Origin of the sequence: Streptomyces sp. NPDC004542 (assembly GCF_040610035.1) — a bacterium.
Lineage (GTDB): Bacteria > Actinomycetota > Actinomycetes > Streptomycetales > Streptomycetaceae > Streptomyces.
Genome location: NZ_JBEXLP010000081.1, coordinates 1 through 17,774, shown reverse-complemented (window position 1 = coordinate 17,774; position 17,774 = coordinate 1). Strand labels below are relative to the sequence as shown.

Genomic DNA, 17,774 nt, shown 5'->3' with positions numbered 1-17,774 from the left:
CCCGTTTTACGAGTGCAGGACCACCAGGTCGTCCCTGTGTACGACCTCCCGTTCGTACTCCGGGCCGAGTTCCCGCGCCAGCTCCCTGGTCGACCGCCCGATCAGCCGGGGGATCTCCTTGGCGTCGAAGTTGACCAGCCCACGGGCCACCGCGCGCCCGGTGCCGTCGCGCAGCTCGACCGGGTCGCCGGCGTTGAACTCGCCGTCGACGGCGGCGATCCCGGCGGGCAGCAGCGACTTGCGGCGCTCCACGACCGCGCGTACGGCCCCGTCGTCCAGGGTCAGGGACCCCTGCGGGGTGGAGGCGTGCTGGAGCCACAGCAGCCGGTCGGCGGAGCGCTTGCCGGTGGGGTGGAAGTAGGTGCCCGTGTCGCCGCCGCCCAGCGCCTCGGCCGCGTGGACCGCGCTGGTGAGGACGACGGGGATGCCCGCGGCGGCGGCGATCCGGGCGGCCTCCACCTTGGTGACCATGCCACCGGTGCCGACGCCCGCTTTGCCGGCGCTGCCGATCTCGATGCCGTCGAGGTCGGCGGGCCCTCGCACCTCCGCTATCCGCGAGGTGCCGGGCCGGGCGGGGTCGCCGTCGTACACGCCGTCCACGTCGGACAGCAGGACCAGCAGGTCGGCGTGGACGAGGTGGGCGACGAGGGCGGCGAGGCGGTCGTTGTCGCCGAAGCGGATCTCGTCGGTGGCGACGGTGTCGTTCTCGTTCACGACCGGGAAGGCGCCCATGGCGAGCAGCTTGTCGAGGGTGCGGGAGGCGTTGCGGTGGTGGGCGCGGCGGCTCATGTCGTCGGAGGTGAGCAGCACCTGGCCGACACGGACGCCGTAGCGGGCGAAGGAGGCGGTATAGCGGGCCACGAGCAGGCCCTGGCCGACGCTGGCGGCGGCCTGCTGACGGGCGAGGTCCTTGGGGCGGCGGCGCAGGCCCAGCGGGGCGAGGCCGGCGGCGATGGCACCGGAGGAGACGAGGACGACCTCCTTCTCTCCCCCGCTGCGGCTCTTGGCGAGGACGTCGACCAGCGCGTCGACCCGGTCGGCGTCCAGGCCGCCCTCGGCGGTGGTCAGCGACGAGGAGCCCACTTTGACGACGATCCTGCGGGCCTCGCCCACGGCCTGCCTTGCCCTTGCCACTTGCCCTCGGTTCCCCTCGCGCGCGGATGCTGCCCTGTCCGGCAATCTACGCGAAGGCGATCGGCGCCCGCCCCTCGATTCCAGTCTCCGGACAGGCGGTGCGTGACCGTTTGCTCACGCACCGCGTACGGCAAAAAGGTTGTGTTGGTTGCTTATAGAAAATAAAGCCTGCACAAATTTAATTTGAACTACGTGTCACCTACAGTTCACCGCGTGAAGCGCATACTCCTCCGCTCGGGGAAGAGCCCCTACGACGTCGTTCCGCTCGAGGAAGCTCTGCACCGCGACGTCATCGCCACCAACTCCGGCAACCTGATCTTCAGTGACGCCGCGCACAAGATCCTCGAGACTCCGGGCACCGAGGTGGTCTCGAACGGGATGCGCGCCGAGGCGGCCGCGGCGGCGCGGATCAACGAGGAGTACGACGCGTTCGTCGTCCCGCTCGCCAACGCCTTCCGGCCGTCGTTCGAGTCCGGGCTGAACCGCCTGACCCGGCTCATCGGCCGGCTGCGGATCCCCGTGGTGGTGCTGGGTGTGGGCGCGCAGAGCGGGGTGAGCTACAACCCGGAGCGGCTGAAGCGAATGGAACCGGCCGTGCGCGCGTTCTGCGCGGCGGTGCTCGACCGGAGCGCGTCGATCGGGGTGCGCGGCGAGTTCACCGAGCAGTACCTGAAGGACATGGGCTTCAGGGACGTCGAGGTGATCGGCTGCCCGTCGCTGTTCATGTACGGGCGCGAACTGGACGTGCGCAAGCGGGTGCCGGAGCTGACGGCGGATTCGCGGATCGCGGTCAACGGTTCGCACAGCGCGGTGCGCAAGCAGCGCCTGGACCGGATCATCACCCGTGCCCACGAGCGCTATCCGCACCTGCGCTTCATCGGCCAGAACCTCAGCGACGCGCGGCAGTTGCACTGGCGGGACCTGTCGGACCCGAACGCCGAGGTGACCGCGATGCCGACGCATCCGGACCACCCGATGTACCGGGAGGACAAGGTCCGCGTCTACGTCGATCCCGTCACCTGGATCGACGACCTGCGCGGCTTCGACTTCTCCTTCGGCTCCCGGATCCACGGCAACATCGCGGCGCTGCTCGCCGGCACGCCCGCGACCGTGCTGTGCGGGGACTCGCGGACGCTGGAGCTGTGCCGTTACTTCGACATCCCGCACCGGCTGCTGGACAGCATCGCGAAGAACCCCGAGACCGCCGATCCCGCGCGGTTGTACGAGGAGGCCGACTTCGGGGCGCTGGTCGGCGGGCACGCGGAGCGCTTCGAGCGGTTCGTCTCGTTCCTGGACAAGAACGGGCTGGAGAACACCTTCACCCACGGCGACGGCGGCGCCGCCTACGAGGAGCGGATCCGGTCGCTGTCCTTCCCGCCGGGCATCCGCCCGTGGAACGACGCGGACATCGCCTCGCTGACCACGCGGTTCGGCTGGCTGCAGAGCCGTATCAGCGAACTGTCCCTCGACAACGCGCAGTTGCGCAAGGAGCTGGCGAGGTCGGGGGTGAAGGCGGCCAAGAGCAAGTCCACCGCCGGCGGCACCGTGACCGCGGCCGCCCCCGCCGCCAGCGTCTACCGCCGCGCCCGGCGCGTGGTGGGCCGCCCCCTCAAGCGGGCCCTCCAGGCCGGGCGCCAGTAGCCCGCGGGCCGTCAGGCCGCCGCCGCGAAGCCGCCCGAGGGCAGCGAGCGCCGCACCTTGCGCAGGGCACGGCGCAGGAAGGAGTTGGCGGCGGCCGCCCGGTACCCCTCGAAGTCCCGGGCCTCGCGGTCCTCGGCGCGGTACACCCAGTCGGGTATGCCGGCCTCCTTGGAGCGGAAGTGCGGGTAGACCAGGTAGACCTCGGTGCCCCGCTTCTCCAGGACCGCGGCGGCCTGCTTCTTCGCCCTGACGAACTCCACGACGTCCTTCAGGAGTTCGGGGCGCTGGAGGGCCACCAGCTGGAGCCGCAGCCGCTCGTGGACCTTCATCCGCCGGGCGATGCGGGGGGTCCAGTAGGCGTCCATCAGCGGCTTGGCCAGTTCGAGCTTGTGCCGCCGCACCTCCTCGCCGTCCTTGAGGTACCGGGGCCCGAACTGCGGCAGCAGAGTGATCAGGAAGGGCCGGACCATCAGCGTGTCACGCTGGGCGCCCGCCGGGACCATCCGCGCGATCAGCTCCATCAGGGCGCGCGCGGAGTCGAAGCGCAGGGTGTAGCCGCCGGACTTGGTGACGTGCTTGCCGTCCTCACGGCCGACCAGGTAGTAGCAGGTGTGGTCGGCGACGACCGAGACGCCGTCGGCCCGCAGGTAGGCCTCCATCGTGAACAGCGCGTCCTCGCCGGTCCACAGGGACTCGTCGAAGCGCATGCCGTGCCTCTCGATCAGTTCGCGGCGGAACAGCTTCTGCGCGCTGAGCGTGAACTTGATGCTGGACGAGAAGACGTCGGTGCGGTCGAGGTTCTCGCCCCACATCGACTTCGGCGCCGTGCGGTTGATCCCCTCGACCCGGCCCAGCACCACGTCGGTGCCGTTCCTGTCGGCCATGGCGACCATGCGCTCCAGGGCCTCGGGGCCGAGCCGGTCGTCGGCGTCCAGGAAGAACACGTACCGCCCCGACGCCTTGCCCAGCCCGACGTTGCGCGGGCCGCTGGGGCCGCCGGAGTTCTCCTGCCGGATCACGGTGACCCGCATGGCGGCGCGGGCCGCGAACTCCTCCAGGTACTCCCCGGTCCCGTCCGTCGAGCCGTCGTCCACCGCGACGACCTCGATGCGCGCCGGGTCGATGGTCTGCGCCTCCACGGACGCCAGGCACTCGACCAGGTAGGGCATCGCTTCGTACGCCCCGATGATCACGGTTACATCGGTTTGCGTCACGACGGTCACATTTCCCCCTCTTTCACGTTCTCCACGGTCAATGGAGCGTTTCCCCCGAATCGCGTCATTCGCAATCTGTTAGACGGGGTGCCCGGGGAACCGGTTGCTCCGACGGCCTGGATCCGTGGCGTACGTCACACAGCCCCGCGAGGGACAACGGTTCGCGGGCGACACCGGACAGTACGGAGAGCCGGTAAGAGCTGCTCAGGGAGGGCGGTAAGAGCAGCACAAGAGGCCTGACGAGGAGCCGGAAAAGCGGGACGGACAAGGGGGCCGGAAAAGCGGACGGCCCCCGAGGAGTGGATCCTCGGGGGCCGTCCGGGCGACCGGGGTCAGCCCGCGGTCACGCCGTCCGTCTCACCGGTGGACGACAGCCGCTGGCCGGGCAGCGCGTTCGTCAGCTCGGCCGCCTCCGCGGGGTCGAGGTTGGCGGCACCCACACGGGGCTCCTGGCCGACGTTGCGGGCCTCGGACTTGCGGGCGAGGCCGGCCACCGCGGAGTTGAACTGGTCGATGGACTTCGGCTCGTCGGGGCCGAGCAGGTACCGCTTGAGCTCCGTGCGGTCGGCGGCCAGCGGGTCGGCGGCCGGGTCGCGCACGGCGTCCAGCAGCCCGCCCAGCTCGGCCGCGCTGTTGGAGAGGATCACCGCGGCGCGCACCGCGGTGTTCTGCCGCTTGAACTCCTCCGCGCCCAGCTCGGCCGAGTCCGTCACCGCGTACGGCTTGCCGCTGGCGATGAAGTCGGAGACCACGCTGGAGATGTCGGAGACCATCGCGTCGGAGACGTTGAAGCAGTCGTACAGGCGCGGCTCGGCGCCCTTGACGACCCGGTGCTCCCAGGTGGGGAAGGAGCGCCAGTGGGCGTCGTTCCACTCGCCGCGCAGCCGGGCGATCTCCTCGTGCTTCGCGACGTCGGTCACGCCGTCACGGGTGGCCTCGGCCTCGTCGCCCTTGTCGCCGCCCGCGCCGGACAGCTCGGCGAGGCGGGCCTCGATCCGGGCCAGCTCGGCCTTGGCACGGTCCTGGGCGGCGGTGTCGACGGTGAAGCGCGCGTCGGCGGCGCGTTCGGCGGCGGCCTTCTCGACCAGGGCGGTGATCCGCACGTGCGCGGCGCCGGCTTCCTTGCTGACCGTGCCGGTGAACGGGTGCGGCTTGTACAGGACGCGGACCGGCGGGTCGGCCTTCACCAGCCTTTTCACGATGTTCTCACCGGCCAGCACGAGGGAGGTGTTGCCGGGGTTGCCGTCCCAGCCCTCCCAGGTGGGGGCGTACAGGACCGTGGGGATGCGCGACTCGGGCACGCCCTGCCAGGGCCGGATCGGCGCCAGCTGCGGGCGGCCGACCTCCACGATGTCGTCGTCACGGACGCCCACGTCGGCGATGGCGTAGCGGTCGCGGCCCGCCCGGCCGGCGGTCCACACCTCGTCGTACACCTTGCTGAACGGGTTGACGCTGGCCAGCTTGTCGCTGTCGCCGTGGCCGATGAAGACGTGCTTCATGGTGGGCACGCGCAGCAGGTGGATGTTCTTGCCGACGTTCGCCGCGTACAGCGCGACACGCACCGTGGAGAGGTCCATGTTCATCAGGTGCACCCCTCCGGGCACGCAGACGACGGGGACCGTGGTGGGCGCCAGGTTGTTCAGGATGACCCGCTCACGCAGGATGACCATCGGCCGGGTGTCCAGCTGCTCCATCGTCTCCAGCCACATGTTGACCTGGTAGGCGGAGTCCTTGGAGCCGGAGAAGTACAGCACCGTCTCGGGCTTGTAGGCGGCCAGCCAGTCGTCGACGGCGGCCAGCACCTGCTCGGCCTTCGGCGGGATCTTGTTGCCGCGCACGTACGGCACCAGCGCCAGCACGTACAGGCAGCCCAGGCCGACGGTGAGGCCGATGCCGGTGAAGCCGGCGACGGCCGAGTCCATGGCCCCGGAGACCAGCAGACCGGCGACCGCCGCGAGGTCGAGGTGGAGCATCTTCTCCGCGGAGCGGTGCAGCAGTCGGCGCGGCGGGGCGTCCGGGATGCGGATGCGGGAGGTGAGGTCGACGTTGCGGGTGGCGACCGGCATCCGGCGGCGGTTGCGGATCAGGGTGACCAGCGCGCCGTGCGGGGCCTGCAGACCATAGAAGGCGATGAAGCAGGCGATGGCCCCGTAGAAGATCAGGTGGTCCGTCAGGGACAGCCGGGCCAGCAGCAGGACCAGCAGCAACTGCCGGATCAGGAAGCGGATCGACAGACCGGCCCGCACCTTGCCGAGGCGGTTGATCAGATAGCTGCCCTTGCGGTGCAGATAGTGGTCCGCCAGATACGTCACGACGGCCGCGGCCGCGAAGGCGGGAACGCTCGGGACGAGCGCGGCCAGCATGAGCGCCGGGAAGCCCAGGATCATGAGGGCCGCCGCGGCCAGTTCGGCCGCGCTGCCCACCCGGGCGACGCGAATAGCGGTGGATATCACTGAGAAACCTGCTCTGGGAGGGGAGAGTGCCGGTTTTGTTCTGGAATGCTGCGTATTTGCGGTTGATCCGCCAGATGCACTGATTCAGGCCTCTGCGAACGCCCGGTGAACGGGTGCCCGGAGAGGCCTGAATTTCTGAACGCTGATGAGCGCCGATTATTACACGCCGTCCTGACGGTCCAGAACCGAGGCCAGCGCCTGCTCGAAGCCGGAGGCCCGGGCGGCGCCCGCCGTCGGGTCCTGCTGGCGGACGTCGATGACGTGACCGGTCAGCTCCGACAGCAGCACGTCCAGCGAGGTGCGGGCCACGGCCTCGGAGGAGAGCAGGCTGCCCGCGGGCTCCTGGCCGAAGGCCTTGGTCCGCATCGGGGTGGCGGTGCGCTCGGGGTTGATGCAGTTGACGCGGATGCCGTCGCCCGCCCACTCGTCGGACAGCGCCTGGGTGAGGTTCACCATCGCCGCCTTGGTGGAGGAGTACAGGCTGTACTCGGCGCGGCCGCGGGTGTAGCTGCTGGAGGTGTACAGCAGCAGCTGGCCCTTGGTCTCCGCCAGGTACTTGTACGAGGACCGCGCGATCTGCACCGGGGCGAGGTAGTTGACCTTCAGCGCCTCCTCGATGGTGGCGTTGTCGGTCTCGGCGAGCTTGCCGATGCGCAGCACGCCCGCGGTGTTGACGACGTAGTCGATCCGGCCGGTCTCCCCGTACGCCTTGGACAGCGCGTCGTCGACCTCCTCCGGGTTCTCCACGTGCGTGCCGGTGGTGGAGCGGCCCAGCGCGTAGACCTTGGCGCCGTAGGACCCGGCGAGTTCGCAGATGTCCTTGCCGATGCCGTAGGAGCCGCCGAAGACGACGATGGTCTTGCCGGTGAGCAGCTCCCGGTAGGCCTCGTCGTCGATCTGCTCGGGGGCGGCGGTGGAGGCGAGCTGGAAGAGCTTGTCGGCGATGAAGACGTCGACCGGCTGGGTCACCTTCATGTTGTACTCGTCACCCGCGACGACGTGGATCGGCACGTCCGGCAGGTACTTGAGCACCACGGAGCAGTCGTCGGTGGCCTGGAAGTTGGGGTCGCCGGCCGCGACCTCGTAGGCCCGGCGGATCGTGGACAGCTTGAAGGCCTGCGGGGTCTGGCCGCGGCGCAGCCGGGAGCGGTCCGGGATCTCGGTGATGAACTCGCCGTCCTGGCCGTGGGTGCGCGTGACGATGATGGTGTCCGCGGAGGGGATGGCCACGTCCACGGCCTCGAAGCGCTCCAGCGCGGTCACGCAGTCGTCGATGACGCGCTGCGACAGCAGGGGGCGGACGGCGTCGTGGAAGAGGACGTTGAGGTCCTCGCCCTCGGCCAGGCCCTCGCCCAGGGCTTCGATGGCGCGCTCGGTGGTCTCGTTGCGTGTCGAGCCGCCCTCGATGATCTTCTTGACCTTGGTGAACCCGGCCTTGGCGACGATCTTCTCGATGTCGGGCACGTAGCCCGGCGCCATCAGCACGATGACGTCGTCGATCGAGTCGGCCTTCTCGAAGGTGGTCAGGGTGTGCTCGATGACTGCCTTGCCGGCGATCTTCAGCAGCTGCTTGGGGATCGACAGACCCACCCGCTGACCGGTGCCACCGGCCAGGATCACTGCGGTGGTACGGGGCTTGGCTATGTGCTGGGACACAGGTGACCTACCTCGGGGCGACAGGGAACGCGGAAATGCTCCCACTTCGGGTAACCGCAGTGCAAGGTGAGCGACCGCCACCGCATATGTGCGCGCAACCTCTCATTCACCTTGCACCGCTGGTACGGGCAACGCCCTCTTTGTCAGTTCCGCGGAATTGCTGTGAGTAACTCCACAGGTGTCGCGGAAGTCGTTCAGCGTCGGCGCAGCCGCTTCAGGCAGCGGTGTCCGAGCACGCGGACGAGTTCCTTCGACGGCGTCTGGTGAACGGTACGTGCTCCAGCGGGCCGGACGGACACCGAGGCCGCCGCGGCGAGCGCGCCGTACAGCGCCCGAGCGGCCACCTCCGGGGCGATCCGGGCTTCCTCGCCCGCCGGTTCGACTTGTCTGATATGTCCGGTCTGTCGCGGAACGGTGGACAACAGCGCCGGATCACCGAGGATCCGGACGCCCATCGCACCGAGGCGCCCGGCCGTTTCGGCACCGATCGCGGCGGCGGCCTCGACGGCCCACCGGGGCGTGGCGATCCGCACGTCCCGTGCGGTGGGGCTGCACGTGTTCTTCATATGCATGACCGCGCCGTTGCGGACGAGCCTGGAATACAGCTCGTCCGGCAGTCCATTGCCCCGGAATTCGACATTAAGATTCCGCAGCATTTCGGTCTCGGCGAGGGTGAGGGACCGGTTCGCGGTGTCCGGGACCGGCTGGAGGAGACCGCCGGGCAGGCCCAGCAGCGCCTCGAAGGTGCGCAGCAGGCCGCCCCGGTCCCGGTCGTCCACCACCACAACGGTGACCCGCTCCGGCCCGGCCACCCGGGACCAGCGCTCCACGAGCCGGTCGTGCCGGTGCCGGTGCCAGAAGCTCGGGTTGGGCTTCTCGTACGGGGCCTTGCGGAGCATGTGCTCCAGCCAGTCCTCGTACCCCATGCGCAGCCCGTTCTGCACGTACTGCTGCCACTGCGACGGCAGGATCCTCGCCAACGGGCGCACGGTGACGAGGATGTGCACCCGGTCACCGCCGAGCTGTCCGACGATCCGCTCGATGGCGGCGCCGTCGGGGGCGTCGGCGAAGAACTCGCTGCTCACCACGGAGGTGCGCCCGCCGGTGGCACGGACCCGCTCCAGCAGCCGGGTCCAGTGCCCGTCGGTCGGCGCGGTGTCGCCCATCATCGCGGGGCGGGCGCAGGCGGCGAGCGCGGCCTCCATCGGGTGCCGGCTGTGCGCCGGGAACTCGACGCCGTACCGCGGCAGCGTCTCCTTCGCGGCGAACAGGGCGCCCTGGACGGCGGTGGTGCCGGTCTTGTGCGGGCCGATGTGCAGCAGGCGGGTGCCGTTCGGCAGGGGCTCGGGGGTCGTACAGTCCATCTCCATGGTCAACGGAAGGTAAGAGACTTACCTGAGGCTTACCTGAGAGCACCGTGGGAGTCCGGTGAGTGCGGTGGCTCCCACGGCGCTCCGGCGGACCGTCAGACCACGCGGACGCCGGGTTCGTCCGACTCCACCCGCAGGGTGGCCAGGGTGCTCGCGGCCGCCTGCGGACCGAGCACCGTGTCCACGATCCGGACCCGCGCGTCGATGCCGTCGCGGCGGATGTCGAAGAGGTGGTAGCCGCGGTGGGCGTCGATCACCTTCCAGTGCGGGTTGTCCGCCATCAGCGGGTCCCACTGGGCGTGGAAGGCGGCCTGGTCCTGGTCGCCGTTGCTGGAGATGGAGGTGCCGACGAACTCGGCGCCGACGACGTCGGAGCCGGGGTCGGCGAAGTCCTCCTTGAGGTCGCTGATCATCGTCAGGTGCCGGTCGCCGCTGAGCACGACCGGGTTGCGGATCCGGGTGAACTCCGCCATGAGGGCGTTGCGTTCGGCCTGGTAACCGTCCCAGGCGTCGTAGTACCAGAGCTTGCCCTCGCCGAGCTGCAGATCGGTCTCGGCCATCATGATCTGCGAGGCGATGATGTTCCAGCGCGCCGGGGAGTCCCGCAGCCCGTCGAGGAGCCACTCCTTCTGGTCCGCGCCGAGCATGGTCATCGACGGGTCCTGGGCGCCGGCCTGGCCGGTCGCCTGGTCGCTGCGGAACTGCCGGGTGTCCAGGACGTTGAGCCGGGCCAGGTGGCCGAACTCCAGACGGCGGTGCATCCTGATGTGCGGGCCGTCCGGGATCGCGGTGGCCCGGACCGGCATGTGCTCGTAGTACGCCTGGAAGGCCGCGGCGAGCCGGGCCACGAACGCGTCGTGCGGCTGCTTGCCCGGGTCCTGCGGGATCTCGCCGGCCCAGTCGTTGTCGACCTCGTGGTCGTCGAAGGTGACCACCCAGGGCGCGTTCGCGTGCATCGCGGCGAGGTCGGGGTCGCTGCGGTACTGGGCGTAGCGGTTGCGGTACTGCTCGAGGGTGTACGGCTCGCCCGTGCCCTCGTGCCTGCGCACGGCGGTCGCGGAGGGCGTGGACTCGTAGATGTAGTCGCCGACGAAGAGCACGAAGTCGGGGTCCTGGGCGAGCATGTCGGCGTACGGCGTGAAGTAGCCGTGCTGCCAGTTCTGGCAGGAGGCCAGCGCGACGCGCAGCGAGCCGCCCTTGCGGTGCGGGTGGGGCGCGGTGCGGGTGCGGCCGGTGGGCGAGAGCCGGCCGCCGGCGCGGAAGCGGTACCAGTAGGTGCGGCCGGGGCGCAGTCCGCGTACGTCCACGTGGACGCTGTGCCCGTACTCGGGCCGGGCCTGGGCGACGCCCCGGCGGGCGGTCTTTCTGAAGCGTTCGTCCTCGGCGAGTTCCCACTCCACCGCGACCGCGCTGTCGGGCATGCCGCCGCCGTTCAGCGGGTCGGGGGCGAGCCGGGTCCACAGCACGATGCCGTCCGGCAGCGGGTCGCCGGACGCGACGCCGAGGCTGAACACGCCGTCGGGCAGCGGGTTCTCCGCGGCCCGCGCGGCGGTCGGCAGCCAGAGCTGGGCGGAGGCAGCGGCGCCGAGTACGGCGGCACCGGCGGTCAGAAAGCGGCGGCGGTCGGGCGTTGCTCCGGTCATGCGCTGACTCCCTTGCCACGGTGGCCTGTTGAACACTCGGAAGCTCCCACGGCCGGACGGTCCGCCCGCTGAACGGCAGCCTTCGCGTGCATGACAAATGGACAGACAGCAGAAGACCCGTCACGGCACGGGAACCACACGACGAACGTGATCTTGCCGTAACGGGTCCGGGTCCTACCGGGGGTCGGCCCGTCCTACTGGGTGTCAAGAGACAGTGTGGAGCAGGCCGTTCAGGAGGCGAAGCCCGATCCCAGCCGCGCGCCGGAGGCCACGGTGCCGAGCGGGCCGCCGCCGAAGGTGCGGGAACCGGCCGGGGTGATCCCGGCGGCGGTGGCCTTCAGCACCCGCACCGAGCCCGCCCCGGAGTTCTCCCCCGGCGCGCCACACCGCTCCGCGCCTGTTCCCACGGGTCCCTCCCCTGCTCCGCGGTGCCCTGTGCGACCAGCCGGAGAGGGGTGGGGTTGCCTTGCGGGACGCCCCGGTCCAACCGGGCGCCCCTCCACAAGCACGGCCGCGCGGCTTGCGGAGCGCGGCCGCGTGCCTCACTCGAACGGGTCGAAGTCGCCGAACTCCTGAAGGGCCTCGTCGCGCTCCGCCTGCCGGTCCCGGCGCCGCTGGACCGCGGGACGCTGCTCCTCGAACCGGTGGTCCTCGCCGCGCCGGCCGAGCATCTCCGCGCCCGCCATGACCGTCGGCTCCCAGTCGAAGACGACCGCGTTGTCCTCGGGGCCGATGGCCACGCCGTCGCCGGAGCGGGCGCCCGCCTTCATCAGCCGCTCCTCGACACCGAGGCGGTTGAGCCGGTCGGCCAGGTAGCCGACAGCCTCGTCGTTGTTGAAGTCGGTCTGGCGGACCCAGCGTTCGGGCTTCTCGCCGCGCACCCGGAACAGCGGCTCCCCGTCGACCTCCTCGCGGGTCACCGTGAAGCCCGCGTCGTCCACGGCCTTCGGCCGGATCACGATCCGGGTCGCCTCCTCCTTGGGCTTCTCGGCACGCGCCCTGCCCACCAGCTCACCGAGCGCGTACGACAGCTCCTTCAGGCCGATGTGCGCCACCGCCGACACCGCGAAGACGCGGTAACCGCGCGCCTGGAGGTCCGGCCGCACCATCTCGGCGAGGTCCTTGCCGTCGGGCACGTCGACCTTGTTCAGGACGACGATCCGGGGGCGGTCGTCGAGCCCGCCGTACTCGCGCAGCTCCGCCTCGATGACGTCGAGGTCGGACAACGGGTCGCGGTCGGACTCCAGGGTCGCCGTGTCCAGCACGTGCACCAGCACGCTGCACCGCTCCACGTGCCGCAGGAACTCCAGGCCCAGGCCCTTGCCCTGGCTGGCGCCGGGGATCAGGCCCGGCACGTCGGCGATGGTGTACACGGTCGAACCGGCCGTGACGACACCCAGGTTGGGCACGAGGGTGGTGAACGGGTAGTCGGCGATCTTCGGCTTGGCCGCGCTCAGCACCGAGATCAGCGAGGACTTGCCCGCGCTCGGGTAGCCGACCAGGGCCACGTCGGCGACCGTCTTCAGCTCCAGGACGATGTCCTGGAGGTCGCCCGGCTCGCCGAGCAGCGCGAACCCGGGCGCCTTGCGGCGGGCGGAGGCCAGTGCCGCGTTGCCGAGGCCGCCCCGGCCGCCCTGCGCGGCGATGTACGACGTGCCGTGTCCGATCAGGTCGGCGAGGACGTTGCCCGCCTTGTCGAGGACGACCGTGCCGTCCGGCACGGGCAGGACGAGGTCCTGCCCGTCCTTGCCGGAGCGGTTGCCGCCCTCGCCGGGCTTGCCGTTGGTCGCCTTGCGGTGCGGGGAGTGGTGGTAGTCGAGGAGGGTCGTCACCGACTGGTCGACGGTCAGGATGACGTCACCGCCCCGGCCGCCGTTGCCGCCGTCGGGGCCGCCGAGCGGCTTGAACTTCTCACGGTGGACGGAGGCACAGCCGTGGCCTCCGTTACCCGCGGCGACGTGCAGTTCGACGCGGTCCACGAAGGTGGTCATGGTTCGGTGCCTCCAGATGCAATACGGGATGGTGCCTGTGTCAACACGCGAAAGGCGGACCCGCCTTCCCGATCGGGAAGTGAGGTCCGCCTCGCGAAACGTTCGGTCTGGGCTCTGAGCCTCGGCTCAGGCGACCGGAACGATGTTCACGACCTTGCGGCCACGGTGGCTGCCGAACTCCACCGCACCCGCCTGCAGCGCGAACAGCGTGTCGTCGCCGCCACGGCCGACGCCGGCGCCCGGGTGGAAGTGGGTGCCGCGCTGGCGGACCAGGATCTCGCCCGCGTTCACGACCTGACCGCCGAAGCGCTTCACGCCGAGGCGCTGAGCGTTGGAGTCACGACCGTTACGGGTGGACGATGCGCCCTTCTTGTGTGCCATCTCTCCTCAGTCCCTTACTTCGCAGCCGCGGGGATCTCAGTGACCTTGATCGCCGTGTACTGCTGGCGGTGGCCCTGACGACGGCGGTAGCCGGTCTTGTTCTTGTAGCGCAGAATGTCGATCTTCTGGCCCTTGTGGTGGTCCACGACCTCGGCCTGGACCTTGATGCCGGCCAGCACCCACGGGTCGCTGGTCACAGCGTCGCCGTCGACAACGAGCAGGGTCGAGAGCTCGACCGTGTCGCCAACCTTGGCAGTGGAAATCTTGTCAACCTCAACGATGTCACCGACAGCAACCTTGTGCTGGCGGCCACCGCTGCGCACGATGGCGTACACGCGGATCTCACTCTCTCGCTCGGGGAACGGCCCCCCGCAGTCCAGCAGCCCGGCACGCGGGCGGCCTCTCCGGAACACCTGGTGCTCCGGAGGAAGAAGGTTTACGGGGATGTGGCGCGTCCATATCCACGGAACACGCCGACGGTCAAGGTTACGGGGCCACGGCCGAAGGGGTCAAACCGGGCCGGGCCCCGCCGCTGTGCGGCCGGTCACGTGGACCGGCCGCACAGCATGCCGACCCGGCCGGGTCAGTCCTCGTCGGTGGCGGCGGAGACCGCGGTCTTCTTCGCCGTCGATTTGGCGGCGGCCGTCTTGGCGGTCGTCGCCGCCTTCTTGGCCGTCGTCTTCTTGGCGGCCGTCTTCTTGGCCGCGGTCTTCTTCGCCGTGGTCGCCTTGGTGGCCGCCTTCTTCGCGGTGGCCTTCTTGGCGGCCTTGCGGGCGGCCGTCTTCTTCACCGGAGCGGCCTCCTCGGCGGCCGGAGCGGCCTCCTCGGTCGCCGCCGGCGCCTCGGCGGTCGCCTCCGCCGACGGGACGACCACGACGGCCGCCTCCTCGGACGCGGTGGGCGCGGTGGGCGCGGTCGCCTTGCGCACGGCGCGGCGGCGCGGACGGGCCGGGGCGGCGCTCTCCACGGGCGCCTCCTCGGCCGGAGTCACGGCCTCGGGCTCCGCCGCCGGGGTCTCGGGCTCCGCCGCCGGGGTCTCGGCGGCGGGCGCCACCGACTCGGCGATCGTCACCACGGCCGCCTCGGCCCCCGCGGGGGAACCGGCGGGCGCCGACACCTTGCGGGTCGCCCGGCGACGCGTACGTCCCTTGGGCGCGGCCTCCTCGGCGGCCTGAGCGGCGACCCCGGCCTCCGGCTGCGCCACCGCTACCACCGGGTCCTCGACGGCCACGGGCGCGGCCTGCGCCTCGGCGGGCTGCTCCGGCAGCACCGGACGCTCGGTCTCCGCGGCGACGGAGACGTCCTGGGCGGTCGGGACCACGGCGACCCCGGCCGCCTCGACGACCTCGGCCTGCGCCTCCGGCTGACGGGCCCCGGCCCTGGGCGCGCCCGCCGGAGCCGACGCCCGCCGGCTCGCCCGGCGCCGCGTACGGCCGCGGGTGGCGGCGGCCTCGGCCTCGGCGACGCTGCTGTACAGCTCCTCGTCCGGGGCGAAGTCGGGAGCGGGCAGGGCCACCGGCTCGGCGACCTCCGCCGCGACCTCCGCCACGGCCTCGGTCTCGGCCTCCTCCTCGGCGGTCCCGGCGATCCCGGAGACCACGGACACGGCCTCCTGCTCGGTCACCTGGCCGTCGCCGCCGCGCCCGCGCTTCTTGCGCTTGCCGCCGCCCCCACCGATGGCGGACGGCTGCTCCATGTGCACGATGACGCCGCGGCCGTTGCAGTGGACGCAGGTCTCCGAGAAGGACTCCAGCAGTCCCTGGCCGACCCGCTTGCGGGTCATCTGGACCAGGCCCAGCGAGGTGACCTCGGCGACCTGGTGCTTCGTACGGTCCCGGCCCAGGCACTCCAGCAGGCGCCGCAGCACCAGGTCCCGGTTGGACTCCAGCACCATGTCGATGAAGTCGATGACGATGATGCCGCCGAGGTCGCGCAGCCTGAGCTGGCGGACGATCTCCTCGGCCGCCTCCAGGTTGTTCCTGGTGACCGTCTCCTCGAGGTTGCCGCCCTGACCGGTGAACTTGCCGGTGTTGACGTCGATGACGACCATCGCCTCGGTCCGGTCGATCACCAGCGAACCGCCGCTGGGCAGCCAGACCTTGCGGTCCAGGGCCTTGGCGAGCTGCTCGTCGATCCGGTACGTGGCGAAGGCGTCGACCTCGGAGGTCCACTTCGACAGCCGCTCGGCCAGGTCGGGGGCGACGTGCGAGACGTACCCGTGGATGGTCTGCCAGGCTTCCTCGCCGCTGACGATGACCTTGGAGAAGTCCTCGTTGAAGATGTCGCGCACCACCCGGACGGTCATGTCCGGCTCGCCGTACAGCAGCGTCGGGGCGTTGCCGCTCTTGGCCTTCTTCTGGATGTCCGCCCACTGCGCCTGGAGCCGCTCGACGTCCCGGCGCAGCTCGTCCTCGCTCGCGCCCTCGGCGGCGGTGCGCACGATGACGCCCGCGTCGTCGGGGACGATCTTCTTGAGGATGCCCTTCAGCCGGGCCCGCTCGGTGTCGGGCAGCTTGCGGCTGATGCCGGTCATCGAGCCTTCGGGCACGTACACGAGGTAGCGGCCCGGGAGGGAGACCTGGCTGGTCAGACGGGCGCCCTTGTGGCCGATCGGATCCTTCGTCACCTGGACGAGGACGGACTGGCCGGACTTCAGGGCGGACTCGATGCGGCGCGGGCCGTTCGCCATGCCCAGCGCCTCGAAGTTGACCTCACCGGCGTACAGGACCGCGTTGCGGCCCTTGCCGATGTCGATGAAGGCGGCCTCCATCGACGGCAGCACGTTCTGGACCTTGCCCAGGTAGACGTTGCCGACGTACGAGGTCGACTGCTCCTTGTTGACGTAGTGCTCGACGAGCACGCCGTCCTCGAGGACGCCGATCTGCGTGCGGTCGCCGTGCTGGCGGACGACCATCACACGCTCGACGGCCTCGCGGCGGGCGAGGAACTCGGCCTCGGTGATGATCGGGACGCGGCGGCGGCCCTGCTCGCGACCTTCCCGGCGGCGCTGCTTCTTGGCCTCCAGACGGGTCGAGCCCTTGATGGACTGCACCTCGTCGGAGGGTTCGGCCGCCTTGCGGGGCTCGCGGACCTTGACGACCGTGCGCTCCGGGTCGCCCTCGTCGGGCTCGGTGTCGACCGAGGTGTCACCGGCGCGACGACGGCGCCGCCGGCGGCGACGGCTGCTGGAGCTGGAGCCGCCGGACTCGTCGCCACGAGCCTCCTCGGCGTCCTCTTCCTCCTGCTCGGCGGTGTCCTCGGCGTCCTGCTCGCCCTGCTCGTGGGCGAGGTCCTCGGACTCGTCCGCGCCGGCCTCGCCCTCGACGGCGTCACCGCGACGGCGACGGCGGCCACCGCGACGGCGGCGACGGCGCGAACCGGTCTCCTCGTTCTCGTCGGCCTCGTCGGCCTCGTCGCCCTCGGCGAGGTCCTCGGCGGACTCCGCCGGTTCCCCGGTCTCCCCGGTCTCCTCGGCGACGGTGGTCTCCTCGCCCCGGGCCTCGGCCTCCTCGCCGTGGGCGGCGCCCCGGCGACGACGGCGGCGGCGCGAGCCGACCGGCTCCTCCTGGAACTCCTCGACCGCCTCGAGCGCCTCGACCGCCTCGGCCGTCTCGACCTCGTCGGTGTCGGTCGCCTCGGCGGCCGCTTCGGCGGCGGCGCGCTCCGGGGTCTGGAACCTCGGCTCGGTGAACACGGGCGCCTGGAACACGGCCACGGCGGGCCGGGCCGGGCGGCGCGGCGCCTCGGGCTCGGCGGCGGCCTGCGGGGCGGCCGGCTGCGCGGGCTCGGCGAACCCGGTCGCCGCCTGCCGCACGACCCGGCGGCGACGGCGCGGGGCGGCGGCCTCGGCGGGGGCCTGCGGCACTTCGGCGGCGGGCGTCTCGGCGGCGGGCGTCTCGGCGGTCGGCGCGGGCTCGGCGGCCTCTTCCGTCACAGCGCCTTCCTCGGCCACCGCGCTACCGGCGGGCACGGACACGCGGCGCGTGGCACGGCGGCGGGTACGGCGCGGAGCGGCCTCCTCCGCGGCTTCCCCGGTCTCGGCGGTCCCGGCCTCCACCGCGGGCGCCTGGGAAGGCTCCTCGGAAGTCACGGCGGCAGCGGGAGCGGCTTCCGGGGCCGGAGCGGTCCCGGTGGCCTCCTCCACGGCGGCCGACGCACCGGCGGGCGCGGACGCCCGGCGGGTCGCACGGCGACGCGGACGCGCGGCGGGCGCGGCCTCCTCCACGGCGGCCGGAGCCTCGTCGGCGGGCGCCTCGGCGGCCGGAGCGGTCCCGGTCCCGGCGGTCTCCGG

At 71.4% G+C, this 17,774-nt stretch carries 12 protein-coding genes; 1 reads left to right on the top strand and 11 read right to left on the bottom strand.

Annotation, left to right across the window (positions count from 1 at the left end; all coding sequences use genetic code 11):
• Positions 1-6: 6 nt before the first annotated feature.
• The gene (gene proB, locus ABZX30_RS30480; RefSeq protein WP_355939203.1) at positions 7-1,113 is read right to left on the bottom strand and encodes a glutamate 5-kinase; all 1,107 of its coding nucleotides are present in this window, start codon (positions 1,111-1,113) and stop codon (positions 7-9) included.
• 234 nt (positions 1,114-1,347) lie between these two features.
• Between proB and ABZX30_RS30475 the strand changes: the two genes are divergently transcribed.
• Positions 1,348-2,775 (top strand): polysaccharide pyruvyl transferase family protein, encoded by a 1,428-nt coding sequence (locus tag ABZX30_RS30475; protein ID WP_355939162.1) that lies wholly within the window; start codon positions 1,348-1,350, stop codon positions 2,773-2,775.
• Positions 2,776-2,786: 11 nt separating this feature from the next.
• Here the strand turns inward: ABZX30_RS30475 and ABZX30_RS30470 are convergent, their stop codons facing one another.
• The 10 genes from ABZX30_RS30470 to ABZX30_RS30425 all read right to left on the bottom strand — a co-directional run.
• Entirely contained in the window at positions 2,787-3,989 is a 1,203-nt protein-coding gene (locus ABZX30_RS30470) for a glycosyltransferase family 2 protein (RefSeq protein WP_355939159.1), read from the bottom strand.
• 332 nt (positions 3,990-4,321) lie between these two features.
• Complete coding sequence (locus tag ABZX30_RS30465) at positions 4,322-6,442, bottom strand: hypothetical protein (RefSeq protein ID WP_355939158.1); 2,121 nt, start codon at positions 6,440-6,442, stop codon at positions 4,322-4,324.
• A gap of 159 nt (positions 6,443-6,601) precedes the next feature.
• Positions 6,602-8,098, bottom strand: coding sequence for a bifunctional cytidylyltransferase/SDR family oxidoreductase (locus ABZX30_RS30460; RefSeq protein ID WP_355939155.1), 1,497 nt, complete (start codon positions 8,096-8,098; stop codon positions 6,602-6,604).
• A gap of 194 nt (positions 8,099-8,292) precedes the next feature.
• Positions 8,293-9,468, bottom strand: coding sequence for a hypothetical protein (locus tag ABZX30_RS30455; protein ID WP_355939153.1), 1,176 nt, complete (start codon positions 9,466-9,468; stop codon positions 8,293-8,295).
• 95 nt (positions 9,469-9,563) lie between these two features.
• On the bottom strand, positions 9,564-11,111 hold the full coding sequence (locus ABZX30_RS30450; protein WP_355939150.1) for an alkaline phosphatase D family protein: 1,548 nt from the start codon (positions 11,109-11,111) through the stop codon (positions 9,564-9,566).
• Between the two features lie 230 nt (positions 11,112-11,341).
• On the bottom strand, positions 11,342-11,518 hold the full coding sequence (locus ABZX30_RS30445) for a hypothetical protein (RefSeq protein WP_355939147.1): 177 nt from the start codon (positions 11,516-11,518) through the stop codon (positions 11,342-11,344).
• Between the two features lie 135 nt (positions 11,519-11,653).
• Positions 11,654-13,102 carry a GTPase ObgE gene (obgE, locus tag ABZX30_RS30440; protein ID WP_355939144.1) on the bottom strand — a complete coding sequence of 483 codons (1,449 nt, stop codon included), beginning with the start codon at positions 13,100-13,102 and terminating at the stop codon, positions 11,654-11,656.
• A gap of 126 nt (positions 13,103-13,228) precedes the next feature.
• Positions 13,229-13,483, bottom strand: coding sequence for a 50S ribosomal protein L27 (gene rpmA, locus ABZX30_RS30435; protein WP_061922958.1), 255 nt, complete (start codon positions 13,481-13,483; stop codon positions 13,229-13,231).
• Positions 13,484-13,497: 14 nt separating this feature from the next.
• Entirely contained in the window at positions 13,498-13,818 is a 321-nt protein-coding gene (gene rplU / locus ABZX30_RS30430; RefSeq protein ID WP_004931419.1) for a 50S ribosomal protein L21, read from the bottom strand.
• A 248-nt stretch (positions 13,819-14,066) separates the two neighbouring features.
• On the bottom strand, positions 14,067-17,774 hold a 3,708-nt coding region (locus tag ABZX30_RS30425), incomplete at its 5' end, for an Rne/Rng family ribonuclease (RefSeq protein ID WP_355939140.1).

Excerpts from the sequence above, each read along its gene's own strand:
- ABZX30_RS30455 (WP_355939153.1), bottom strand. The coding sequence starts at position 9,468 with ATGGAGATGGACTGTACGACCCCCGAGCCCCTGCCGAACGGCACCCGC.
- rpmA (WP_061922958.1), bottom strand. The coding sequence starts at position 13,483 with ATGGCACACAAGAAGGGCGCATCGTCCACCCGTAACGGTCGTGACTCC.
- obgE (WP_355939144.1), bottom strand. The coding sequence starts at position 13,102 with ATGACCACCTTCGTGGACCGCGTCGAACTGCACGTCGCCGCGGGTAAC.
- ABZX30_RS30450 (WP_355939150.1), bottom strand. The coding sequence starts at position 11,111 with ATGACCGGAGCAACGCCCGACCGCCGCCGCTTTCTGACCGCCGGTGCC.